At 70.1% G+C, this 22,874-nt stretch carries 24 protein-coding genes and 2 pseudogenes; 20 read left to right on the plus strand and 6 right to left on the minus strand.

Features of this window, described 5'->3' with window-relative positions:
• Positions 1–116, minus strand: a pseudogene (locus tag V2S66_RS18415) (telomere-protecting terminal protein Tpg); the annotation flags it as partial.
• Between the two features lies 1 nt (position 117).
• Here V2S66_RS18415 and V2S66_RS18420 point away from each other — a divergent pair.
• From V2S66_RS18420 to V2S66_RS18430, 3 genes and pseudogenes are all read left to right on the plus strand, one after another.
• A pseudogene (locus tag V2S66_RS18420) lies at positions 118–1,113 on the plus strand (HAD-IC family P-type ATPase); the annotation flags it as partial.
• Between the two features lie 270 nt (positions 1,114–1,383).
• Complete coding sequence (locus V2S66_RS18425; protein WP_330796799.1) at positions 1,384–1,563, plus strand: hypothetical protein; 180 nt, start codon at positions 1,384–1,386, stop codon at positions 1,561–1,563.
• Positions 1,551–1,847: a hypothetical protein gene (locus tag V2S66_RS18430; RefSeq protein ID WP_330796800.1), complete on the plus strand. Its 297-nt coding sequence runs from the start codon at positions 1,551–1,553 to the stop codon at positions 1,845–1,847. The genes V2S66_RS18425 and V2S66_RS18430 overlap by 13 nt, the downstream gene beginning before the upstream one ends.
• Positions 1,848–2,418: 571 nt before the next feature.
• Here V2S66_RS18430 and V2S66_RS18435 read toward each other — a convergent pair.
• The 3 genes from V2S66_RS18435 to V2S66_RS18445 all read right to left on the minus strand — a co-directional run bounded on the left by V2S66_RS18435 (position 2,419) and on the right by V2S66_RS18445 (position 4,682).
• Positions 2,419–2,688, minus strand: a complete 270-nt coding sequence (locus V2S66_RS18435) for a hypothetical protein (RefSeq protein ID WP_330796801.1) — start codon at positions 2,686–2,688, stop codon at positions 2,419–2,421.
• Between the two features lie 220 nt (positions 2,689–2,908).
• Entirely contained in the window at positions 2,909–3,427 is a 519-nt protein-coding gene (locus tag V2S66_RS18440; protein WP_330796803.1) for an RICIN domain-containing protein, read from the minus strand.
• 730 nt (positions 3,428–4,157) lie between these two features.
• On the minus strand, positions 4,158–4,682 hold the full coding sequence (locus V2S66_RS18445; RefSeq protein ID WP_330796805.1) for a peptidase inhibitor family I36 protein: 525 nt from the start codon (positions 4,680–4,682) through the stop codon (positions 4,158–4,160).
• Positions 4,683–5,368: 686 nt separating this feature from the next.
• Here V2S66_RS18445 and V2S66_RS18450 point away from each other — a divergent pair.
• The 6 genes from V2S66_RS18450 (at position 5,369) to V2S66_RS18475 (ending at position 9,638) form a co-directional block, all read left to right on the plus strand.
• Entirely contained in the window at positions 5,369–5,791 is a 423-nt protein-coding gene (locus tag V2S66_RS18450; protein ID WP_330796807.1) for a hypothetical protein, read from the plus strand.
• A 165-nt stretch (positions 5,792–5,956) separates the two neighbouring features.
• Positions 5,957–6,082, plus strand: coding sequence for a hypothetical protein (locus V2S66_RS18455; protein ID WP_330796808.1), 126 nt, complete (start codon positions 5,957–5,959; stop codon positions 6,080–6,082).
• A 260-nt stretch (positions 6,083–6,342) separates the two neighbouring features.
• A complete protein-coding gene (locus tag V2S66_RS18460) occupies positions 6,343–6,918 on the plus strand; it encodes a hypothetical protein (RefSeq protein ID WP_330796810.1) in 576 nt (191 codons plus the stop codon).
• A gap of 190 nt (positions 6,919–7,108) precedes the next feature.
• A complete protein-coding gene (locus V2S66_RS18465) occupies positions 7,109–7,885 on the plus strand; it encodes a hypothetical protein (RefSeq protein WP_330796812.1) in 777 nt (258 codons plus the stop codon).
• Between the two features lie 429 nt (positions 7,886–8,314).
• The gene (locus V2S66_RS18470) at positions 8,315–8,704 is read left to right on the plus strand and encodes a hypothetical protein (protein ID WP_330796814.1); all 390 of its coding nucleotides are present in this window, start codon (positions 8,315–8,317) and stop codon (positions 8,702–8,704) included.
• A 478-nt stretch (positions 8,705–9,182) separates the two neighbouring features.
• Complete coding sequence (locus V2S66_RS18475) at positions 9,183–9,638, plus strand: helix-turn-helix domain-containing protein (RefSeq protein ID WP_330796816.1); 456 nt, start codon at positions 9,183–9,185, stop codon at positions 9,636–9,638.
• 14 nt (positions 9,639–9,652) lie between these two features.
• On the opposite strand, the gene V2S66_RS18480 is transcribed toward V2S66_RS18475, so the two are convergent.
• A complete protein-coding gene (locus tag V2S66_RS18480) occupies positions 9,653–10,366 on the minus strand; it encodes a 2'-5' RNA ligase family protein (RefSeq protein ID WP_330796818.1) in 714 nt (237 codons plus the stop codon).
• A complete protein-coding gene (locus tag V2S66_RS18485) occupies positions 10,302–11,858 on the minus strand; it encodes a helix-turn-helix transcriptional regulator (RefSeq protein WP_330796820.1) in 1,557 nt (518 codons plus the stop codon). The genes V2S66_RS18480 and V2S66_RS18485 overlap by 65 nt, the downstream gene beginning before the upstream one ends.
• Positions 11,859–11,914: 56 nt before the next feature.
• On the opposite strand from V2S66_RS18485, the gene V2S66_RS18490 reads away from it, so the two are divergent.
• The 11 genes from V2S66_RS18490 to V2S66_RS18540 all read left to right on the plus strand — a co-directional run bounded on the left by V2S66_RS18490 (position 11,915) and on the right by V2S66_RS18540 (position 22,838).
• On the plus strand, positions 11,915–12,958 hold the full coding sequence (locus tag V2S66_RS18490; protein WP_330796822.1) for an aminoglycoside phosphotransferase/kinase family protein: 1,044 nt from the start codon (positions 11,915–11,917) through the stop codon (positions 12,956–12,958).
• Positions 12,959–12,989: 31 nt separating this feature from the next.
• Positions 12,990–14,039 carry a hypothetical protein gene (locus V2S66_RS18495; protein ID WP_330796823.1) on the plus strand — a complete coding sequence of 350 codons (1,050 nt, stop codon included), beginning with the start codon at positions 12,990–12,992 and terminating at the stop codon, positions 14,037–14,039.
• A gap of 58 nt (positions 14,040–14,097) precedes the next feature.
• The gene (locus V2S66_RS18500; protein WP_330796825.1) at positions 14,098–15,621 is read left to right on the plus strand and encodes an amino acid permease; all 1,524 of its coding nucleotides are present in this window, start codon (positions 14,098–14,100) and stop codon (positions 15,619–15,621) included.
• Entirely contained in the window at positions 15,621–17,057 is a 1,437-nt protein-coding gene (locus tag V2S66_RS18505) for a glutamine synthetase family protein (protein WP_330796827.1), read from the plus strand. The genes V2S66_RS18500 and V2S66_RS18505 overlap by 1 nt, the downstream gene beginning before the upstream one ends.
• A 49-nt stretch (positions 17,058–17,106) precedes the next feature.
• Positions 17,107–17,691, plus strand: coding sequence for a LuxR C-terminal-related transcriptional regulator (locus V2S66_RS18510; RefSeq protein ID WP_330796829.1), 585 nt, complete (start codon positions 17,107–17,109; stop codon positions 17,689–17,691).
• A 199-nt stretch (positions 17,692–17,890) separates the two neighbouring features.
• Complete coding sequence (locus V2S66_RS18515) at positions 17,891–18,706, plus strand: hypothetical protein (RefSeq protein ID WP_330796830.1); 816 nt, start codon at positions 17,891–17,893, stop codon at positions 18,704–18,706.
• Positions 18,707–18,714: 8 nt separating this feature from the next.
• Positions 18,715–19,299 (plus strand): hypothetical protein, encoded by a 585-nt coding sequence (locus V2S66_RS18520; RefSeq protein WP_330796832.1) that lies wholly within the window; start codon positions 18,715–18,717, stop codon positions 19,297–19,299.
• Complete coding sequence (locus tag V2S66_RS18525) at positions 19,296–20,213, plus strand: aminoglycoside phosphotransferase family protein (RefSeq protein WP_330796834.1); 918 nt, start codon at positions 19,296–19,298, stop codon at positions 20,211–20,213. Before V2S66_RS18520 ends, V2S66_RS18525 begins: the two co-directional genes overlap by 4 nt.
• A gap of 89 nt (positions 20,214–20,302) precedes the next feature.
• Positions 20,303–20,476: a hypothetical protein gene (locus tag V2S66_RS18530; RefSeq protein WP_330796836.1), complete on the plus strand. Its 174-nt coding sequence runs from the start codon at positions 20,303–20,305 to the stop codon at positions 20,474–20,476.
• Between the two features lie 169 nt (positions 20,477–20,645).
• Entirely contained in the window at positions 20,646–21,404 is a 759-nt protein-coding gene (locus V2S66_RS18535; RefSeq protein ID WP_330796838.1) for a hypothetical protein, read from the plus strand.
• Between the two features lie 597 nt (positions 21,405–22,001).
• The gene (locus V2S66_RS18540; protein ID WP_330796840.1) at positions 22,002–22,838 is read left to right on the plus strand and encodes an SAM-dependent methyltransferase; all 837 of its coding nucleotides are present in this window, start codon (positions 22,002–22,004) and stop codon (positions 22,836–22,838) included.
• The last annotated feature ends 36 nt before the right edge of the window (positions 22,839–22,874 follow it).

Genomic DNA, 22,874 nt, shown 5'->3' on the forward strand with positions numbered 1-22,874 from the left:
AAGTCCAGCTCGATGTAGTCGATGTCGGTGAACTCCACCTCGAGGTCTTGGGCGCGGCGGCCGCGGTCCTTGAAGTAGATCTCCTGGAGGCCTTCGGCGGCAATGCGCTGCAGCTGCCGCGGCGGCGCCGACGGCCGGGTGCTGGACGGTGCGAGTGACGTGGACCAGGCCACGATCACCGGTGAGCCGCTGCCGGTGGTCAAGCAGACCGGTGACGAGGTGTTCGCAGTCACGTTGAACGGCACCGGCGCGCTGCGGGTCAAGGTCGAGCGCGACCCGGCGGACTCGGTGATCGCCCGGATCGTGGCCATGGTCGGGGAGGGCCTCCGAGACCAAGGCACCGACGCAGTTGTTCATCGAGAAGGTCGAGCAGCGCTACAGCCTCAGCATGATCGCCGCGACCCTCGCGGTGTTCGCGATCCCGCTGGCTCTCGGCGCGGCGCTGACCGGGTCGCTGCTGCGCGCGATGACCTCCATGATCGTCGCTTCGCCGTGCGCGGTGGTACTGGCAACCATGCCGCCGTTGCTGTCCGCAATTGCCACCGCCGGACGGCACGGCGTGCTGATCAAATCCGCGGTGGTGATGGAACGCCTTGGCCAGGTCGACGCCATCGCCCTGGACAAGACCGGCACCCTGACCAAGGGCACTCCCCGCGTCACCGCGATCCGGCCCCTGACCGGCTCCGGCCTGGACGACGACGGTCTGCTGACCCTGGCCGCGGCGGCGGAGCATCCCAGCGAGCACCCGCTGGCCCGCGCGATCGTTGACGCCACCCGCGCCCGCAGCCTCGCCCTGCCGGTCGTGACCGGCTTCGCCTCCACCCCCGGCGTCGGTGTCACCGCCACCCGGACGGCTCCACCATCACTGCTGGCGCCCCGGCCCGCCTGCTGAAGGACTCCGGCCAGGACAATGCAACGGCGGCCCGGGCAGCGGTCCTCGCCCGCGAACTGGAGGGCAGCGGCCACACCACCGTCCTCGTCCAGCGCAACGGGGCGCCGGTCGGTGTCCTCGGGATTGCCGACCGGCTGCGGCCCGACGCCGCCGGCACCGTCATGGCCCTGGGCCGACTGACCGGCACCAGCCCGCTGCTGCTGACCGGCGACAACTGCCGCTGGGTGTCGCCGGACACGAGGGCTCCACCGTCATCGTCGGCCTCAACGGCCTGCGCCTGCTCGCCAACAGCGCCTGGCACCGCGCCCGCACCGACCCCACTCGATAGGAAGCCACCCCCGCACGGCGCCCCCGCCTACGCGGTATGAGGTGATACGTCGGCTCCCGCTGGGGCGGGCCGAAAGCAGCCACCGGCCCGGCCTCTGCGGCACCAACCCCTTATGCGACCGTTGTCCACAGGCCGACGACCTCAACCTGTCCGGGAGGTCGCCGTGAACGGCACGGCGGCCGCCGAAGAGCAGGAGACGCTGATGCCGTACCTGGTCCCGCTCCGCACGCCGCTGACGCCCGAGCAGGTCGACCGCGCCTTCACCTACCTGATGGCGCTGGAGGCCGGCGGTGGCGCGAACGTCGCCGGGGCGAGGAGACTGACCCGGAGTTGCCGTTCCTGATGCTGCGGCTGACCGAGGACCTGGTCCTGCCCGTGACCACCGTGCCCGATGACGAAGACCCCACGGCGGACTCGTTCATCCTGGACCGCGTCGGGGACGTCCTGCTGTCCGTGCTGCGGGACTGGCAGCGCGACTCCCCCGCCATCGGGTGCATCGGGCTGGCCCGCAGCCTCCTGCGCTTTATCACCGGTCTCCTGGCCGACCAGGACGACCGCGGCGATGTCGCCGCCACCCTGAAACGCCTGCGAGACGAGCACGCGGCACTGGCCCCTGTCGGCGGCTGAGGTTGGCGGGGCGCGGGGGTGCTGCCGGAAGAGGGGTGAAGGACCGCTGCGCTGATCGGGCGCTGTTTGTGGTCAGTGGCTCAGTGAGGAGCAGCCTCGGACGATCCGGTGATGGACACGTTGTAGGTCGGGGTCCAGAGTTGGTGGCCTTCGTGGCGGCAGCGCAACCACAGCCGCTGACCAGTGCCCCGCTCCCCCGCACGACCGGACCCCGGGCCTGCTCAGGTCCGGAGTCCGGTCGTGCTGTCGATGGGCCGGCTGTTCTCACCCGGGCGTCCTTATCGCTCACCCACCCGGTCTCCCCGCCGAACCAGCCCGCACGCAGCCCGGGGCCCCGCTGGGCGGCGACAGCTGAAGGGGACTGCCACCAGCCCGCGCAACTCGCGGTCACCCGTTGTGCGCCCGCCGGTTGATGAATGCGGCCAGGCGCAGCGAGGTGTCGCGATCGCCCGACGGCGGACACGGTCCTGATCCGCGAGCCGTCCGCGTACGGATCCTGCCGGGCCTTGCGGGAGATCACCTTCGAACGGTTCTGCTCCGGCCAGATGACTGGCGCCTGTGCTCCCCCTCGTCAGCCGCAGACGACGCTGAAGGTGTAGCCCGAGATCTCGAGAACGCCCAGCCACCAGTCGTCTTCGCTCCAGTAGTACCGGATACCACCGTTCACGTACTGGGAGCCTGTGGCGGTGAAGCTGGCGACCACGTTGTTTCCCTTGTTCACCGTGAAGTTCGTCTGGCCGCACAGCCGGGCGTCTGTCACTCCGCCCGGGGAGGTCGGAGCCCCGCTCGCCGTCGCTGCCGTAGCGGCGCTCAACGTGACCAGGGCCGCTGCAAGGCCCACTCCGCAAACTGCTATTCCTTTTTTCGCAGGCATGTCTGTCCTCTCAAGATTTATTGTCGATTCCGCATTTTCCTGCCCACAAGACTTTTTTTGCGCCGAACGCTCGTTTCCTTCACGTGGGCGGCTGACGGCTGCGCCGCTGTACAGCTCCGGCTGGTTCCGGCGTGCGGGCCGGTGTGACTCGGTTGCTGCGCCTGTCGACGGTCCGGTGCGCCGTCGATCAGTAGATGTCGAACTCCTGGTAGTCGGAGGGATTGTTGGGATAGGTGCGCAGGCCCGAGTTGTAGCTGTCGTCCAGGACGCGGAGGGTGGCGTTGTTCCAGATGACCGCGTATCCGCTGCTGTCGTAGATGTAGTTCCAGGCTTGGTAGGACTGTCCGTTGCAGGCGATGGCCCGGAGCCCGTAGCCGGCGCTGTCGTCCAGGCAGTAGCCGGTGTGCTGGTTCTGGATCGTCGTCGTGCCGATGCCCGCGTCGTAGCCGGGCATGGAGAATTTCTGGTAGTCCAGGTGGTTGCAGGGGTAGCTCCGCAGGCCGGAGTTGTAGCTGTCGTCGACGCAGTTGTGGGTGTGCCGGTTCTGCAGGGTGTACAGGTAGGTGGCAGAGGGCCTGGCCACGCCGGTGGCATTGCCGGGAGAGGCGGCAGCGGTGCCGGGTATGGACAGAAGAGCGGACGCCAGGAGCGTCAGGGCGATGACGGTGGGGCGGACGACGCGGCCGCGGCGGGAGACGCGTGCCATGGGTAAGGTTTCCTTCCGTCGGAGGCTGTGTGGTGCTTGTTCGTCTGCGGGCTGCTCTTCCGTGGACGAATGGTTTGTCACCGGTGCTCCGGCAGGTCTGCCGGGAGGATTGTCCAGGGGAAAGCTTTGAGGACAGGAAGTTCCGGGAAGCTGTCTAGAGGGCGAGAGGAGCCGCTTTCTGGACAATCAGATTGCGCGGATAGCCCAGACAGGCCCCGTGCACCGGGCCGCGCCCTGGCTGCGCCGTCACACGGCGTGGGCAGCACGTGTTCCCGACAGATGTCCCCGGCGGGTGGTGGCGGGACTCTCCGCACCGCCCCTGGCCTGTTACGCGGTAAAGTGCGCCGCGGTAGTGGTCGTCGGCGAGCCCACACCGGCCCGCCCCGACCGCTCTCCCCCCAAACGGGGCGCAACGCCCCACCGGCAGGCGGGGCTGAGAATGGACTTGCGCATGGCGGCCCGTGCTCCATCTGGTGCTCTGGCCGGAGGGTTTGCCGGTTGGCGGCGTCCGGTGCGGTGCATCGCAAAGCGGAGAATCGCCTCTCTCCACCGGACCCGGGGCGGTTCAGACAACGCTGCGAGTTGTGTTACTGGTCGCCGCGAACAGGTGGACCTCACCGGCCGGAGCACCATCTGTGTCCGGAGGATCCTCTGCTTGGTGCGAAGCTTGGGGCTCCGTCGCGATGGCTGTTGATCTCGGAGTGTTCCCGAGCTCAAGAGCGGAGGGGGTCTAGCAGGCGAAGCTGCTGGCCCTGTCGTTGTTCCCGAAGCCGACGTCTGCTGACGTGCTGTGGGCCCCTTCGGTCCACAACTGGGCCCCACCTGCGTTGATGTCGTCGAACACCCGGATGCTGTAGTTGGTGTTGTTGGCGAAGGCGGTGGTCTGGTCGTTGAAGTTGTCGGTGGTCAGGTTGTAGTAGTTGCCGTTGCCGCTGCTTCCGCTGCACAGGTTGTACGACACCCTTCGCCCGCTGAAGTTGGTGTCCTGCCAGAAGCAGTACCAACCCGCCTTGCAGTCGCTCAGCACTGCCGGGGAGTTCGAGACGGTCAGGTTCGCGTGTCCGTGGTCGAAGCTGATCTCGTTCGCACCCACCTGCTTGGCGTCTGGATGGGTTCGCAGCACCTCCTGCAGCAGCGCCGAGGGCTGCGATGCCGGCACGATGGCGCTCGAGTTCGCCGAGGCGGGAACGGCGAAGCCGAAGAGCAGGGCCGCCGCGGCGAGGCCTGCGCCGGCGAGTGCCGATGTCTTCTTCATGTTGCTCCTCGAAGAGTTGAGTGGTCGCTGGCTTCTGTCTAGGGCTGGGGTTGTCCAGAATGAAGCGATCTGGACAATTGTTCGGACGGGGTTTGTCCAAGCGAGGGGAGTAGCTGATGGGCGGCATCTGGGGCCGTTGGATCCTTCGGCGGGGCCTGTGGAGCAGCTAGCCAGTGAATTACGTGCTTTGCGTGCTCTTGCGGGGGATAAGCCGTTCTGGAAGATGGCCCGGCACTGTGGGGCATCCAAGAGTGCTTTGGCTGCGGCCGCCTCAGGACGGCAGTTGCCTTCACAGAAAGTGACCCGGGAATTCGTTCGGGCGTGCGACGGAGACTGGGATTGGTGGAGCGAGCGTTGGGCCCGTGCAGCCGAAGAGGTCGCGGCAGACCGCAGCGGAAGGGCGCACAGCGGCGCTGTAGTAGTGCGGCCGCAGTACCTGCTCAGCGTTCTACGTTCACATCTGCCGTTCGCGGCCGAAGGGGTCCACGAGGGCGATCAGCCCAGGGCGCCCGGTGTCGGCGGTCGGCCGGACGAAGGGTCAGTGGGTGCGGATGACTCTTGCCGACCTGGTGACCGCCGCTCTGATAGCGGGCGGCGTCACGTGGCTCGTTCGTGGCTCCGGCCACTCAAGGCATCCGGCCTCTGCCCGCGCCTCAGCATCGGCGGTACCGGCAGTGTCAGGGCAGGTGCCGGACGGCACCGACCCCGGTCAGGTGGACTGCTTCAAGGACAAGGTCACCCTGCAAAGCGCGCACGTCCTCCTGCAGCATGAGGCTCGGCTGCGAGGCCGGATCTTACCGGCCGGAACAGACGTCGGAGAGATCAGCCTGGTGCACTCACCTCGTTGCTGCGGCGCATGGGCGCGCTTCTATCCGACCCCGGGACTCAATCCGGACCCGAACGACACTACCGTCGGCGCCACCACCATCGAAGCTGACCGACCTGCCGAGCACACCGAGATGCTCTGGCGCATGGGTCACATCGACAGCACCTACTCGGGCATCCTGCTCACCGGACTGGGATGCGCGGTAGCACGCGCCCGTGTCGACATGATCGGGCAGAACGTTGCTGCCGTAGGCCAGACGCGATGTCTCCCCCGCCGGTCGTAGGGGACCTCGCCCGAATAGAGGCTGATGCCGTACCTGGTGCCGCCCCGCACGCCGCTGACTGCCGAGCAGGTAGAGCGCGCCTTCGCCTACCTGATGGCGCTGGAGGCCGGCGGCGGCTGAGGCGTCGCCGGCCGCGAGCAAGCCGACCCCGAGCTGCCGTTCCTCATGCTGCGGCTCACCGAGGACCTGGTCCTGCCCGTCACCACCCTGCCCAGCGAAGAAAACCCGACCGCGGACTCGTTCATCCTGGAGCAGGTCGGGGACCTTCTGCTGTCCGCGCTGCGGGACTAGGGCGTGTCTTGTGGATCTTGGTGGGGGGCGTCGCAAGTGGCGGGGTCATGCGGTCGGCGGGGCGCCGGACGACCGCTCCGGCGAGGACATCTGCCGATCGGGGGAGCGGCCGGGGCCTGAGTAGCGGTCCTAGCAGGGGATCGCGGTACCCCGTCCGGTGGGTGCCCGCCGTGGCGGAGCGGCCGGGAGGGAGTCGCGGCGAAGGGGCGGCGGGCCGGTTCCTCTCCTGCGACACTACGGGCATGGCGGTCGACTGTGCGGTGCTCGACGACGACAAACCCTGTGGCGTCACGGCCATCGGCCGGTGCGGAACGTGCCGGCAGGCCTTCTGCCTGACCCACCAAGCACATGAGCTCAACGGGTGGGGACATCCCGGCCTGTGCGCCCCTTGTCTCGCCCGTGGCAGACGCGAGGCCGAGGAGCGGGCCGCGACGGAGCGGGCCGCCAGGCAGGACGCGTACCGGCTTCTGCGCGCGGAGGCGGCGGAGCAGACGCCGCTGCTCATGGCCCAACTCCTCGCCACCGGTCTGCCCGGGGCTGTCCGCCGTCACCGCACGGAAGAGGGCACCCCGTACTTCTTGAAGCCGCAGCGCAGGTTCCGGACCGTCCGGGTCAAGCCGGACGCCCTGCCTCCCGGGAACATGGCCTGGATGCTGCCGGATCTCGACACCGCCGGGCACCCGTTGGTGCCAACCCGGATGGAGACCGGCCTCACCCATGACGGCCAACTCGTCATGATGTCGGGAGGATCGGCGAAGATCTGTACCTCGGCCGAGAACGAGATCACACTGTACGAACTGCTCCGCCGCGCCCTCGCGGGACCGGACGAGCACTGACCCGGGACCGGAACCTCGCCCGGCCGGCATTCACGGTCCCAAGTCCTTTGCCCGTGCCTGCCGCAAGGCCCCCAGCCACCGCCCCCCGATCGGGCTAGGCCGTCTCTTTCGGGCCTTACCGGGCACGCGCCGCCCGGCCGCGGGCCTCTGAAATGCTGGGCACGTGACGGAATCAGGGGATGGGGGCCGGATGAGTGCGTCCGAAGGACGGTGGAAGCGGCTGATAGCCTCCGCCATCTCGCTCGGGGCGGTCGGGGTCGGTGTCGTCCACGTCGTCAAACCGGAGCTGAAGATCGACGGTGCCACCCTCGCGCTGGCCGCGATCGCGGTGATCCCGTGGCTCGACCACCTGTTCGAGAGCATCGAACTCCCCGGCGGAACCAAACTCCAGTACCGGCATCTGGAGGAGCGCGTGGAGGCCGCCGAGCAGCAGGCTCAAGAGGTCCGGCTGGCCGTGGACGACGCAAGCCGCCAGGCGCGGGTCGCCCTCGTGACCTCCGGAAGCGACGGCCTCACCGGTGAGGCGACCGAACTCGTCGAGCAACTGGTCCACGAGTTCACCAGCCTGCGCCGGAACGAGGCCCCGAGCTCGGCACGGACCTACCGACAGGAGCGGATCTTCACCGAGTTGATCAGGCTCACGCCGCAGCTGACCGAATTCGATACGGAGGCCGTCCTCACCTCCCCCGACGGGGGGACGCGGCTCACCGCCTACGCGCGCCTGTACGCCCGCCCCGAACCGCGCCACCTGCCGGCCCTGGTGAATGCGGCCATCCAGGAGAGCATGGCCTTCAACCAGTACTGGGCCTTCCACGCGGTCGGCGCGGTGATCGACGCCCTCGGGGCGGACAACGTGCAGCTCGGAACGATCCGCAGACTGAGCTCCTACCTGCCCCAGCTCCGGCAGGGCAGCGACCGCTCCCGTGCACTGCGCGCGGTCCTCGGCCGCGTGGAACGAGCCGGGTAGAGAGCCCCGACCCCAGACAAGATCCGAAAGAGACGGCCTAGCAGCGCGACTCCCCCACTACCGGGTGCACCGGCCTGGCCCGCAGCCTCCTGCGCTTCATCACCCGACTGCTGACCGACCAGGACGACCGCGGCGACGTCGCCGCCACCCTGGAACGCCTGCGAGACGAGCACCCGGCACTTGTACCTGCCGACCACTGACCACACGCCGGCAGCAGCCCCCGACACGCGGGACGGTTCATGTGCCATGCCAGGCCGGCCGGCCTGAGCCACTCAAGCCAGCTCCGTCGGCCGTGCCGTCGGGCAAGACCAGCCGACTCGACACCTGCGGGCGGTGTGCAGCGCCCGTGTGCAGGCCATCGATGCTGTGGCCATGAACGGCAGCAACAAGGGGCGGGACGTCGATGCGGTCTAACAGACCCTGGTCGCGATGCGGGCCGCACCGGTCTTCGACCCGGAGCACTGGCCGGACGGCCCGACCGAGGCCGACCGTCTGCGCCTGCTCGGCATCCTGATCGCCACGGCGGAGGTGGACGCGGTCTCCGCGGCGGCTGAGGGCCGCGGCAGCCTGAACGAGGTGGTGGTGGGCTGGAGGGAGCAGGCCGGCCCTGATCCTGCGTCGGTGCTGGAGGTGGTGCTCAGCCGCCTGCAGATCACGTCCTCGCAGATCGCGGTGATGAAGCAGACCGAGGTGGGGCGGGTGACGGCCTGGACCGCAGTCCACGTCGCCATCCGCGTCCTGAGCGCCCTGCAGGACGTGCAGGCCGGCGACCACGCGAAGACGATGGCCACCCTCGAAGACCCGAGACGAGCGTCCTGAGCCTGCTGGCCGGCATCCAGCAGGTGCGGACCTGGGCCAGCATGCGCGAGCAGTAGGCATCTCCGGGATGGCCCGCGCCGCCACCGTGCGCGATGGGCTGGGCCGTCATCCGTCCAGCCTGCACCGCATGACGGCCTGGGCCCGGCGGGTGATCCTTAAGCGCAGGCCGGTGATGTCGCTCCCGGCCGCAAGGTGGCCTGCCGTGTCTCTCGCTCCAGCCGGCAGGCCAAGCCGGAAGCCGCGGCCTCCGCGCGGTCCGGCGCCCGGGCCCCGTCCGCAGCACGTCGCCGGGCCGGGTCGGCCGGGCGGGTACGGATGAACCGGCCCCGGCCACGACGCTCCGGCGGGCGCGGCATGTCAGGGACGCCGCCGCCTTGGGCCAGGGCCCGCAGTCCTCGCCCAACTCTGCTTATCGGTTGAACTTTGCGCTCACGGGCGCACTGCGCGATGACCGGCCATACACACGAGGAAGAGCCGAATGAGGGACTACACCACCACCGTGCCCGGGACACGTGCTGTCGGGGCCGCAAAGGCACCTTCCGAGCCTGGACATTCCCATCGCTCTCACCATTCCTGTGTAGGCTGCGGCGCGTACCTAAGCCGCTACAGCGACGACGCGAGGTGTTCGGCCTGTGCCCGCTCCGGCCCCATTCCGGACGCGGTCTGGGCGGATCCAGCCGTCGCTGCGACTTTGGCACGATGGGATTTCGGCGTGGTCTTCCGGCTCCTGCGGTCCGCTACCGGCATGAGCCAGAACGATCTGAGCGCGCTGACGGGCCTGAGCCAGGGCGCGATCAGCCAGATCGAAGCCGGCACCCGCCGCCTTTTGAATATCGACCGCATCCAGGCGGCGATTCACGCCCTGGGCGTACCCGCCTGGGCCTCGCCGTTCGCGGCCGGCACCTCCGCGCGGCCTTCACCACCACAGAGGTGAAGGCTGCAGGTGGATCAGGTGTCGGGCAGCAGCAGTTCGTGGAGGGTTTCCCAGCGGTAGGCTCCCGCTTCGCGACGTTGCAGGACCAGGGCGGCCCGGTCGATGCGTACCGTCACGGCCCACAGATCCCGCAGCGTTGCCACAGCTGCCTGGATGGGGCCGGCGGGCTGCTTGCGATGTGAGTACGCAATACCGACATGGGGGCGCAGGCTTGGCGTCGGGCCGATGCCGAGCAATCCCGTGGCGCGAGCTGCGGTGTCGAGGTGGTGGTGGAGCCGCAGGACGGGCGTCCAGGGGGCGATGCTGTAGCGGATGGCGCCGCGGGAGCCGGCCATCGGGATGGCGTGCGCGGTGGCCGCCGGCGGCGGGTTCTGTTCGGCCAGGTCGATCAGACGGTCGAGTTGCTGCTGATCCACGTCTTCAGCCAGACCGACGCGGCCCAAGGTGAGGTGCAGGCCGGTGCGGTCGATCGCGTCGAATCCCATTCCGGCCAAGACCTGCTGGCACTGCTGCGCCTGGGCTATCAGGTCCGCGCTCGTGGCGAAGGGGATGAGCCAGTAGTAGGCGCGTGTCGCATCCGTCCAGCCGGGCCGGTCCCAGTGATTCGTCATCGAGTCGATGTTCTGGAACGCGGCCCAGTCGTGGTCGGCGACCGATGCCGGGCTATCGGGGTCGGGCGGCGGGTTGGCGGGGAACGCCGTCGGGTCGGCTGCTGGGTCGATCCGCACGTGCTGGTGCCTTTCCCCGGTCCGTCGTTGCGATCATGGTGGCAGGTGATCCGAGGCCGGCGACCGCCGGGGTCGCCGACCAGTTCCGCAGGATCTCGGAGTAGGCCGCCACCGCGGGCAGGCTCGCCCAGGTCGCGGCGGCACGGTCGGCGAGTTCGTGGGCGCGCTTGACTACGGACAGGATCGGCGGCCCGGCCGCCTGCGTGATGGCGGCGGCCCCCAGTGCCATGGCCTGTTCCACCTCGGGCGTATCCAGGTGGGCGGTCGCGGCGTCCAGGGTGACCAGGGCGCGGCTCCATGGGTCGGCCGAGTCTTGGGTGATCTGGCCTGCGAGCAGTAGGACTTGGGCGGTCTCGCCCAGGGCGAGGTGGGCGGTGGCGGCGTTGGCGCGGGTACGGGCCAGACCGTACGGGTCGAGCGAGATACACGGCGTCAGGGCGGCGGGAACATTGTGGCGGCCGGAGAGGTCTTCGGCTCGGCCGAGCGCACGGTGTGCCCCAGCGCGGTCGCCGAGCCGGGCCAGCGCACGGGCTTGTCCGTTGGCCAGCAGGCGGATGGCCTGAGCGCTGTCGGGGGCGAGGTCGACTCCGGTGCGGGCCGCCCCCAGGGCTTCCGCGTAATTTCCGGCGTAGTAGTGGCGCAGGGAGCGGGTGCCGTGGATCCACATGATCAGATCCAGGTCACCGGTCTCGGTGGCCAGCGCCAGCGCCTCGGCGCTGTAGGCGTCCGAGAGCAGCGGACGGTCGGCGTTGACGGCCATGTAGGCCAGCAGTGCGGCGATCTGCCCGGCGAGCCGGAACAACCCGGTGTGCAGGATGGGTGGTTGGCGTCCTTCCAGCAGCCGCTGGAGCTGGCGGCGCAGCCGGACCAGATCCGGGACGAGAGCAGCCGGGCCGAGCGTGTCGTAGCGGGAGACGACGTCCTGGACCGCAGTGGAAAACACGCCCAGCACACTGGGGTCGGTGTTGGTCGCCAGCGTGTCGGTGAGCCGTATCGCCACGTCGGCCGGAGACTCCCACACATCCTCTGCCTGCACCGCTCTGCGAGTCAGGGGTGAGATGCGGTCCGGGACCTGCAGGGCGCGGAGCACGTCGCGGACCCGGTCGATATGGGTCAGGCGCCGGGTGCCGGCCTCCAGTTGGCTGATCGCGCCCTGACTCAGACCTGTCAGCTCCGCCAGCGTCCCCTGGCTGATCCCGGTGGCCGCCCGCACCTGCCGGAACAGAGCGCCGAAATCCCATTCCGCCAGGGCCGCGGCCAGTGCGGGGTGCTCCCAGATTCCGGCGGGAAGCGCGCTGCCCCGGGTACAGGCGGCGCACCGCGGCTGGTCGCTGTAGCGGCTCAGGCGCGCGGCGCAGTCCGGGCACCGGTTCTCCACGGTTTCCCTCCGGGATTCGGCCCATCGTCTACGCAAGTCACAGGCCCATTCAAAACGCAATGGGCCGATATTACTAGGCGTATTGGTTTCGTGACCGGGTTCACCGAGGCTCATCCCCTAAGCGAGTGGTGCACCAGGCGCCTCTTCGTTCCCAGCAGGGGGAGGCCACGGTGGACGGGCTCGATGACACCTGCGACAGCGCCATGCGCACGGCGCTCCTGACCGCCTACGACATCCACGTGGACACCGCGGACCGCGTGACGCCCCCGGCCGACGGGCCCAGGAGGTCCGTACAGTGGATCGTCGAGACGACCGACGGGCGGACCTTCGAGGTCCAACTCCACCGCAGCGTCCGGGAGGTGACCCGCGCCCAGAGCGCCGTGAACGTCAGCGAGCACTGCCGGGCGCATCAACTGCCCACCGCTACGGCCGTGCCCGACCATCACGGGAGCCTGGTCTCTGCGGCCGCCGACGGCACCGGGTACACCGTGACGGTGCCGGTGCCCGGCGTGCAGGCCACGACCCCGCTGACCATCACCCGCGCCCGTGCCGCGGCGGCGCTTCTGGGCCGCCTTCACCACGTCCTGAGCGGAAACGGGCTGCCCGCCCCCCGGCCCCAAGACGACCAGGCGGCCTTCCTGACCGCCCCGCTGAACGAGGTACGACTCGCCGTCCACACCGCCCAAAAACAGGCGGGTACGGGTTTGCCGGGCGATGCCCGGCGGCTGGACGCCATGGGCGCGCGGCACTGCGAGCGCATCCGCCTCCACCTGGCGCGGGCACGCAGCCGGGTGCCTGCCGGCCTGACGCTGCACGCCGTGCACGGCGCCTTCACCGCCGACAACCTGTGGTTTACCGGTGACGCGATCACCGGGCTGACCGGTTTCCGCGCGCCCACCGGGTATCCCGCCCTGGAACTGGCGCGCCTGGCTTTCGACCCGCTGACCGTGGCAGGACGCGAGGACTGGATCGACGTGGCGCTCGCGGTGGTCGACGCCTACCAGAACTGCCACCCCTACCTGCCGGCCACGGAAATCCGGGCCTGCGCCGACATCGCCCTGCTGGCGCAGCTGACCCAGACACCCCGGCATCCCGAAGGACCGTCGCAGGCGTGGGAGACCGCCGACCAGGCGGTCGGCCGTGTGGCCGAGCACCTGGAGGAACTGCAGGCGGCTCAGGAACAGGGCGCGCTGGCCAAGGAGAGCAGCCGATGATCCGCCGCAAGGCGCTTCCGGCTCCGATCCGGTGGCGGAGTTCGTGCCGGCGTTTCATCCTGCCGGACTGGACACCGCGCTGCAGTGGGCGGTGGAGGCGATCCGGGTCGGGCATTGGAAGCCGATGCGGGATCTGCTGGCCGAGACCGGTGCCCACTGGGGGCTGCGTACGTCGCGCTCCCAGGTCCTTGGGTCGGCTGCTGCCGGCGGGCATGTGGTGCGGCAGTGGTTGGAGGAGGAGCCCGGCAGTGTCGACGCCCTGGTGATGCAGGCGCGTGTCAGCGCCGAGCTGGTGTTGCGTGCCTACCGGCAGGGCCACAGCGGAGTCGATGGTCTGGCAGCTCAGGCACGGGAAGCGGCGATGGCCGCTCACAGGGTGCATGCGGCTGATCCGGTGCCGCTGGTCTGCTTGCTGGCGCTGGCGGCCACCGACCCGAGCCAGGCTCATCAGGCCCACCGGATGCCCCCGCCCGCGAACGAGTTCCTGCCTACCGGCCCCTGGCGACTCTTGGGCGCGTTAGTCGAGCGCGACGGGTTCAACCGTGAGGGTCATCACCGGATGATGCAGGTGCTCCTGCGCTCCCGCAGCGGAGGCCAGGCAGCGGCGCTGGGCTTCGCGCAGTGGGTCTGGTCGCGGGTGCCGGCCGAGTCGTGCTGTTCGCTGCTGGTGCTGCCGTTGCACTCGCACGCCGAGCACTACCGGGCCAAGCGCCAGCACGGTGTCGCCGATGCCGGGGTGGGTGCGATGCACTGGCGCACCGACCCCGTACGGGCTTACGCCGACCGGGCGCTGCGCTGCTGGTTCGAGCACTCCGAACGGGTGGAGTTGTCCGCGGTCGACCTCAACCACCTCGCTCACGCGTTGTGGGCCGACCGGCGATTCGACGAGGCGGCCCGGGTCTTCGAAGTCATCGGCCCGCACGCCACGAGCGCGCCGTGGATGCACGTCGCCAACACCGCCGGCGACCGGGACTCGGGCGCGGCGGAGTTCGCCAAAGCCCGTGCGCAGTGCCTGAGCATCGCGGGCAACGCCGGAGCGCCGCAGGCCGGGCCGGCACATTCCGTACCACTGCCCAGGTGACCATCCATTTCCCCTCCGTCAGCACCCCTTTTCCACTTCAACGCAAAGGCCAATAACGATGTCGCATGCCGGGTTCCACTCGGGTCCAGATCTCGATGACGACGCGTTTCTGCAAGGGCTGGGTTACAAACCGCAGCTGTCCCGGAAGATGTCGCGCTTCGGGAACTTCGCTATCTCCTTTTCGGTGATCAGTGTGCTCAGCGGATGCATGACGCTGTACGGGTTCGGGATGAACACCGGCGGTCCGACGGTGATGCTGTGGGGCTGGGTCATGGTCGGCGCGATGGTGATGGCGGTCGGCGCCGCGCTCGCCGAGGTGACGAGCGCCTACCCGACCTCCGGCGCGCTGTTCGACATGGCCAACCGGCTGGGTGGCCCGCGCTGGGGCTACACCACCGGGTGGCTGAACCTGCTGGGGCTGCTGGGCGGCATCGCGGGCATCGACTACGGCGCCGCCGGCTTCTCTTCAGCCTTCGCCAGCCTGCAATGGGACTACACGCCCACGTCCGGAAAGACGATGCTGATCTTCGCCGGGATCCTGGTCCTGCACGGGGTGCTGAACCTTTTCGGGGTGCGGCTGGTGTCCGTGCTGAACTCGATATCGGTGTGGTGGCTTGTGATCGGCGTCGTGGTGATCGCCGGCGCGCTATGGGTCGTGCCTTCCGAGCACCAGTCGACCCATTTCGTGTTCACGACGTTCGTGAATCGCACCGGGTGGGGCTCGCACTGGTATGTCGTCGGGATCGGCCTGCTCTTGGCGCAGTACACCTTCTGCGGATACGACGCCTCCGCACACTTGAGCGAGGAGACCACGCAGGCGCAGATCAGTGCGCCGCGGGGCATCATGCACGCGATCGGCTGGTCGTGGGCGGCCGGGTTCGTGCTGATCGCCGCCTTGACCTACGCCATCCAGGACTACCCGGGCACCCTGAACACGGCCACCGGTGTGCCGCCCGCGCAGATCTTCCTGGACGCGCTCGGGGTGACCGGTGCGAAGATCCTGCTGCTGATCGTGATCGTCGCCCAGTTGTTCTGCGGCAATGCCGAGGTGGCCGCCTGCTCGCGGATGGTGTTCGCGTTCTCCCGCAACGGCGCGCTGCCCGGCTCCCGCTGGTGGGTGCGGGTCAGTGCCCGCACCGGGACCCCGATGGCGGCGGTGGGCTTGTCGGTGGTCGTCGGCGGCCTGCTGGCGCTGCCCGCTTTGTGGAGCACCGTCGCCTACGGGGCGGTCACCGCGATCAATGTGATCGGGATTACCCCGGCGTATGCGGTGCCGATCTACCTGAGGCTGCGCGCCGGCTCCCGGTTCACCCCCGGGCCGTGGAGTCTGGGCCGGCTGGGCAAGCCGATCGGCTGGATCGCGGTGGTCTGGGTCGCCGTGGTGACGGTGCTGTTCTGCCTGCCCCAGACCAAGCCCGCGCAAGGTCTGCTGTCGGTCCAGACCTTCAACTACGCGCCCCTGGCCCTGGCGGCCGCGCTGCTGATCGCCGCCGGGTGCTGGTTCGGTTTCGCCCGGCGCACGTTCCGCACGCCGGTGGTCGCCGCCGGCCGCAGCGCCGACTTCGTCGACGAGGTCGTCTGATGACCCACGACGACTCACCTGAGGTGCATCCGGAGTTGCGCGCCTACGCCGACCGACACCGCGGCCGCGCCGACCACGAGTTGAAGACCTTCGACGAGCTGCACCAGCTGGTGGCGGGCGGGCAGTTGGCGACGGTGCTGCTGGGGCTGCCGGACATGCAGGGCCGCCTGGTCGGCAAACGCTTCGACGCGCGGTACTTCCTGGAGCACGTCGCGGCCGAGGGCACGGAGGTCTGCTCCTACCTGCTGGCCACCGATCTCGACATGCGGCCGCTGGACGGCTACGGCCTGGCCTCGTGGCAGACCGGATACGGCGACATCTACCTCCAGCCCGACCTGACCGCCTGGTGGCCCGCCGACCGCGCCCACCGCAGCGAGGAACCGCAGAAGATCCGCGAGGTGATCGTGCTGGCCGACGCCCGCCACCTGAAGGCCGGTCCGGTCGAGGTCTCCCCCCGTCAGGTGCTGCGCCGCCAGCTCCGGCGCCTGGAAGCCGACTTCGGCCTGACCGTCAAGGCTGGTCTGGAGACGGAGTTCACGCTGTTCCAGGGCGCGCAGGACGTAGCTCTCCGGTCGCTGCGGCCGCTGGGCAGCCACAACAGCGACTACGCCCTGCACCACCCCTTGGCCCTGGGGCAGTTCCTGCGGGAGCTGGAGGACACCCTGGCCGGGGCCGGGATGCCGTTGGAGGCGGTGAAGACCGAGGCCGACCCCGGGCAGGTCGAGGTCACCTTCCGCTATGGGCCCGCGCTGGCGGCGGCGGACCAGCATGTGATCTTCAAGCACCTCACCCGGCAGGCAGCCCAGTGGACGCAGAATGCGGCCACGTTCATGGCGGCGCCGACCACCGGCACCAGCAACGGCCTGCACCTGCACCTGTCGCTGTGGTGCGGGCAGGAGTCGGCGCTCATCGACGACGGGCGCGACGCGCTCTCGCGCACCGCACAGCACGCGCTCGGCGGACTGGTCGACGTCCTCCCGCAGCTGATGCCGCTGATGCTGCCGTATACCAACTCCTACAAGCGCCTTGCCCCGGGGAGCTTCGCGCCGTCGCGGATGTGCTGGGGCCACGACAACCGCGCGGCCGCGGTCCGCGTGGTCGGACACGGGCAGAGCCTGCACCTGGAAATCCGCATCCCCGGAGCGGACGCCAACCCCTACCTCGCCCTTGCCGCGGCCCTGGCGGCCATCCGGTCCGGTCTGGAGCGCAGCCTGCCGCTGCCCGAGGGCGTCACCGGCGTCGACTTCGGCCAGGCCCCCCGGCTGCCGCGCGACCTCCCGCACGCCCTGAGCGTGTTCGCGGGCAGCGACCGCGCCGGGCAGCTCCTGACCCCGGACGTCGTCGCCCACTACACCCGCGCCGCCCGCCACGAAGCCGACGTCCTCGCTGCGACGGTGACCGACGCCGAACGCATCAGGGGGTTCGCCCGTGCCTGACACCGCCAGGCACCACAACGCCGCTGTGGCCCCAGCAGCTACTTCCGCTGTGCGCCGCCTGTCCTCCGGGGAGATCGCCGTGTTCGTCCTGCTGGCGGACGGTCTGCGCACCGCCGGCATCGGACAGCGGCTCCATATCTCCCCGAGCACCGTGCGCGCGGTCCTCGACCGCATCAGGCACAAAGTCGGCGGGACTGGCCAGCATGGCATGGTCGACCGGGTCTACCGCGGCGGCCACCTCCCCGCCCCCGCGGTCCGCCCCCCGCTGCCGGGCACCGAACTCGACCCAGCACAGCGCCACATCCTGCTCCTGATGGCCGCGGGCGCGACGGCGGGCGAGATCGCCTTCGAACTCCGTGTGTCGCCGCACGTCGCCGAGACCCGCGTCCGGGACCTGCGTGGGGTACTGCGCGCCTTCACGACCGCCCACGCCCTGCACCTGGGATGGCAACGCGGATACCTCCACCCCGGACAAGCACCACCCGACAGGCCCGGCCAAGCTCGCACCACCAACACCGGTACAAACCCCGACGGCGAGGCCGCCACCACGCCAGCCGCGGCTGCGCCCACCGCATACGCCCGCGCCGCAAGAGTTCCCGCGACGGTCGGTCTGTACCCGCTCAACCCCCCTTGAACCTCTGCGGACCCGCCAGAGCACACGCCAGAACGCCCGCACGTGCGCCAGCGTGCGGGCCCGCTGAGCGGCTCACTACCGCGAGCGCCCGCCGGCACACCCCTTCGGCACGGGCAGCACGCCACCGGCCGCCACCGCACGCATCACCGGCGGCGGCCCGACCCCCACCACTGCACGACCGCACGCGATCGAGGACCCCATGAACGCCCTTCCCGCAAGCGACCTGTCAGCCGATCTCGTCACCGACTCGGCCTACGCGAACAGCATCCACCCCGTCGCGCACCGCTTGACCATCCTCGCGCGGACCGCGGGGCTGCGCCTGATCGTCGGCTCCCCCCGCCACGACGATGATGCCGCCGGGGAGAGACTCCCGCTCACCGCAATCAGCGAGGCCACCGCCCGGGACCTGGCCGCCTGCCTGACCACGGACCATCAACAGCCCCCCGGCCTCGCCGAAGCTGGCCTCGCCGGAGCCGGGGCCGACGGCGTAGCAGCCGAACTGGAAGCGGCTGCCCGTGCGGCCGGCATCGGCCTTGAGGTGGGGAGCGCCCATACCGGGCCGGGCGGGGAGCGCTGGCTGCCGCTGGGCGAGGTCGACCGCGCCACCGCCACCGCTCTCGCGGACCGGATCGAATCGAGCATGGCGGGCCTGCTGCACTGCGCCCACCTCCTGCAGAACGCGGTGCGCGCCGCGGGGATCGACACCCGGGCACGCGCGAGCGGCGGGGTGGTGGCCGTGGGCGACCTCGCGGTCACCGACGGCCTGGCCCTGCTGCGCCGGCTGGCGCCCGACGCAGCCCCCGACGACATCGATCCCGACGACCCGGCCACAGGGCAATACCTGGCCGATTCCCTCACCACCGCGATCCGCGCCGCCAGCGGCAGCCCCGGCTTCGAGGCCCTTTACGCGGGATTCTGCCGCCGCTGCCGCTGCGAGCCCACCCTCATCCTCGGCAGCCTGGAACCCGAGCACGCCCACACCCTGACCACCCAGCTCAGCAGGGCCGCTCGGTGAGCCGGCCGATGGCCGAGCGGCTGGCCGACGACACACACCAGACCCTCACCGAGTGGAAGAACGACGGCTCCTGGGCGGCGTGGCTGGAGCACGGCGGCATCCACCTCGCCCGCTGGCCCGCGCTGCTGGGCGCCAATCTGGTGGAGGGGCTCCACCAGTCCCGTGACGGTGCCGGGCTGCTGGAGGAGGCCGCCCGTGCGCTGGCGATCAAGGCCGCCGCCTACATCCACGGCAGCAATGACCGCCCGGATTTGCTCCCCGTCGCCGTGCCGGTCGACGAAGCCGTGCACGCCCTGACCGTGCAGAGCGACCTGCTGCGCGCCATCTGCGACCGGGCCGGGGTGCGCATCCTCCACCGCACCCCCGCCCAGCCGCTCCCCTACCGGCCCGGCTGCCTGGCCCACGACGCCTACACCGCCGCCTGGGGCACCCCGCCGGCACGCTACTGGCTCGACCACACCACCGCCCTCGCCCGCAGTCACCGCCTGACCCGCCTGTACGCACACATCGGCATCACCGCAGGCCGTACCCCCGACGCCGCCGTGACCAGCGGATCGGCCCCCGCAGTCTGCGAGAAGGGCTCTCCGCGATGACCCCTTCCTCGGAGTCTGTCGACGGTCTCTCGCGGGAGCTGTGGGTGTTCGCCGAGCAGCAGGTCGGCCAGATCCACAACGTCGAGGACTGCTCGGGGCCGCGGGAGAACTCCCGGGTGTGGCGGATCACCGCCGGACGCCACCACCGGACCTCCTACCTCAAACAACACCCCTCGCCCACCTTCCACGCCCGCGAGGTCCAGGCATACGCCCACTGGACCCCTGCCCTCCCCCACGACCAGGCCCCGCAGTTGCTCGCCGCCGACCCCGCCCTGTCCGCGATGCTGCTCACCGCGCTGCCCGGGATCACCCCGGACCAGCACAGCCTCCCGATCGAGGACGAGCAGGAGATCCACCGCCAACTCGGCCTGCTGCTGGCCGCCTTCCACCACAGCCAGCCACGCCGCCCACCGACCCAGGACCACCCCGACCTCGGCAGCCTCCAACGGCACCTGGCCGCAGCCTCCCCATACCTCACCGCGGGCGACGGCGTCCTGGCCGGACGGATGGCCGTACGCCTGGCCACCCTCGCACCACTGCCCCACGTCCCCACCCACGGCGACGCACAGCTCCGCAACACCGTGTGGAACCCCGAGACCCGCACGCTGGCCCTGATCGACTACGAGCGCGCCGCATACGCCCCGGCTGTCCGTGACCTCATCCGCCTCCAATACGGCCCCTGGGACAAACGCCCCGACCTCAAGACAGCGTTCTTCACCGGGTTCGGGCAGGCCCTCACCCAGCACGAGACCCAGCACCTCCAGGCCATGGCGGCCCTCGACGCGATCAGCGGCATCGCCTACGGCGTCACGGCCGGCGACGACGACGTCATCGCCCGCGGCCACCGCACCCTGGCCCGCCTCCACACCCCAACCAACCCCCACCACCCACCCAGCACGGAGGATCTGACGTGATGCCTGTGAACGCACTGCGCGTAGCGACGTTCGTGGTGGCCTGCGCGGTGATGTTCGTCCCCGTGATGGCGCGCTGATGATCCGGCCCCGTGGCTGAGCCGCCGGCCGTGCCCCACCTCGTGCCGGCGCCGGCTGCGAGCGGCATCTGCCTGCGCCGCCGGCCCCGAACACGTCCCTCCCCCGCACCCGCACAGCAGTTGCGCGCCCTCAGCGACTACCGGCCCGTCGTCCTCGACGTCCCGGACATCGACACCGCCGCGTAGACGGGCGGCCCCGCGCATGCCGAGTCCTCGACCGCTTCGCTCGCCAACCGCGGGGCCGTGGCGGAACGGCGTGCGCACCTCGTCCATACCGGCCGCCGCAACTCCCGCCGAGCACAACCCGGCCCGGCCCCCGAGAAGATCAACCCCCTGAACAGGAAGTTCGAAGCGCATGGCAGTCCCACGGCTCTCTTCTGACCGGCCGGTGCACCCCAGCGTGGGTGGCAAGGCCGGCCCGCCACTGCACTACGTCACGCTGCGCGAAGGCGAGGAGCAGACAGACCTCGCCACGCTGCAGGTCGCATACGACCGCGCCGGGAAAGCGACCCGTGTCCAGTGGCAGGACCCCCAGCCGCGTGACTGGGACGACCGCGGAGTGCTATGGGTCCGCACCGAGCAGAACCGGGACCATGCCGGGCGGCTGTGGGGCAAGCCCAAATTCTCCCTCATGCACGCGGCCCGCCAGCGGGAGACCATGCAGGAACTGCGGTGCTCGGTCTGCGTGGGCCAGCCCAGCCGCACCCGCGAGGGCTACCTGTTCCTGCTGGAACCCGAAGACTCACCTCTGGAGGGCCGCCTCACCATCCAGCCACCGCTGTGCCTGCCCCACGCCCTCTACGGCATTGACCACTGCTCCTACCTGCTGCGCACTGGCTGGAAACTCGTGCGATCACGAGTCCCCCGCCTGCACGGCGTCGTCGGCGGAATCGTCACGCTCGGTCCGGACGGCTCCCCGCACCTGGAACCTGCCGTAGCCGGCCTCGACGGACGGGACCTCCCCATCCCCTACACCCGCCACAAACTGCTCCCATGGGTCGTAGCCAGCCAACTGGTCCGACGACTCACCCACGTCACACCCGTGAACCTCGACCAGGAACTGGCTACGGCCCGCATCACCCACCGGGCACCCCGCTCGCCTTCGTCCAGGTGATGCGTCCCTGTCAGGGTGGGCGGTCGTCGCAAGCACCTCCTAGCCCCGGCCGCACGGCGGCGGATGGAATCGGGTCGCCCCTCCGGGGGGAAGCCCGCCGGCGCCAGCGGGGTCGACTCTGAGCTGCGCCGCCGGGAGGGGCGGGCTGGGTCCTGGTCTCCGGCACCTGAGCCGGCCTGTGGTGCTGCTGGAGCGCACGGACGGCAGTTGGCTGGTCGCGGACCTGTTTGGGCGGCCCCACGCCATCCGTCACTGCGCTGCCGCAGTCCGGATAGCCAGCGGCGGTCCCTCCTTGCTGACGAGCTCGTTCCTCCAAGCTGTCCACCACGCACCGGCAAGAACCTTCAACCGTGACACTCGGCGAACCGAACGGAATGTATGCAGCCTCCGTGCGGAGCGGGTCTTCGGGAGTTGCCGAGGCGAAGCGTGCGTACGCGGCGCGCCCCGTGCCGCGGGGCGCAGAGCGGATGGCCCGGGTAGGTGATGGGTAGTGAATGGGCGTCTGCAAATGCATAAGGTGGCGGAGGCAAGATCTTCGGCGCTGTCCTCCGGGGGGCCATGTGCCTGGATGCGGAAGACGATCGATGGGGGCGATGGATGAGCGACGATTTACCGCAGACCGCGGACGGCGGCGGTGCTAGTCGCCGCGTGCGGCAGGACCGGCCCCACAGCGCGAGGATGTACGACTACTACCTCGGGGGGAACACGAACTACAAGGTCGACCAGCAGGCCGCTGACGAGGTGATCCGGAACTTCCCCGCGGTGCGGACCGTCGCGCGGGTGAACCGGGCCTTCGTTCACCGGTCCGCCCGGTTTTTGGCCCGCACGCTCGGAGTACGGCAGTTCCTGGACGTGGGAACGGGCATTCCGACCGCGCCGAACCTGCATGAGGTGGCGCAGGACGAGGCGGCTGAGTGCCGGGTGACCTATGTGGACAATGATCCGATCGTGCTGGTCTATGCCGACAACCTTCTGCGTGGGACGCAAGAGGGGCTGACCGCTTACGTCGAAGCGGACCTGCGAGATCCGGCGCAGCTGCTCGAGGTGGTGCGGAGCGAAGGGTGCGTGGATCTCGACCAGCCAGTGGGACTGAGCCTGAACGCTGTTTTGCACTTCATCCCGGGTGAGGAGGCGTACGAGATCGTACGGACGCTGACGGCTGACCTGGCGGCCGGTTCGTATCTGACGCTGTCGCACTGCACGCCGGACTTCGACCCGGACAGCTGGGCCGCCATCACCGAGGTGTACACCCGGGCGGGCACACCGCTGCGGGTTCGCAGCCGCGATGAGGTGCTCGGCTTCTTCGACGGCCTGGAGCTGGTCGATCCCGGCCTGGTGGTGGCGCACCGCTGGCGTCCTGAGCCGGGCAGCGGGCCGAGCTTGGTCTCGGACGCCGATGCGTCGCTGTATGCGGCGGTCGCGGTCAAGCCCTGAGACCGGAGGCCGGCGCCGCGTGGTTCGCGGCGCCGG

The sequence above is a fragment of the Actinacidiphila polyblastidii genome (assembly GCF_036353415.1).
Classification (GTDB): domain Bacteria; phylum Actinomycetota; class Actinomycetes; order Streptomycetales; family Streptomycetaceae; genus Actinacidiphila; species Actinacidiphila polyblastidii.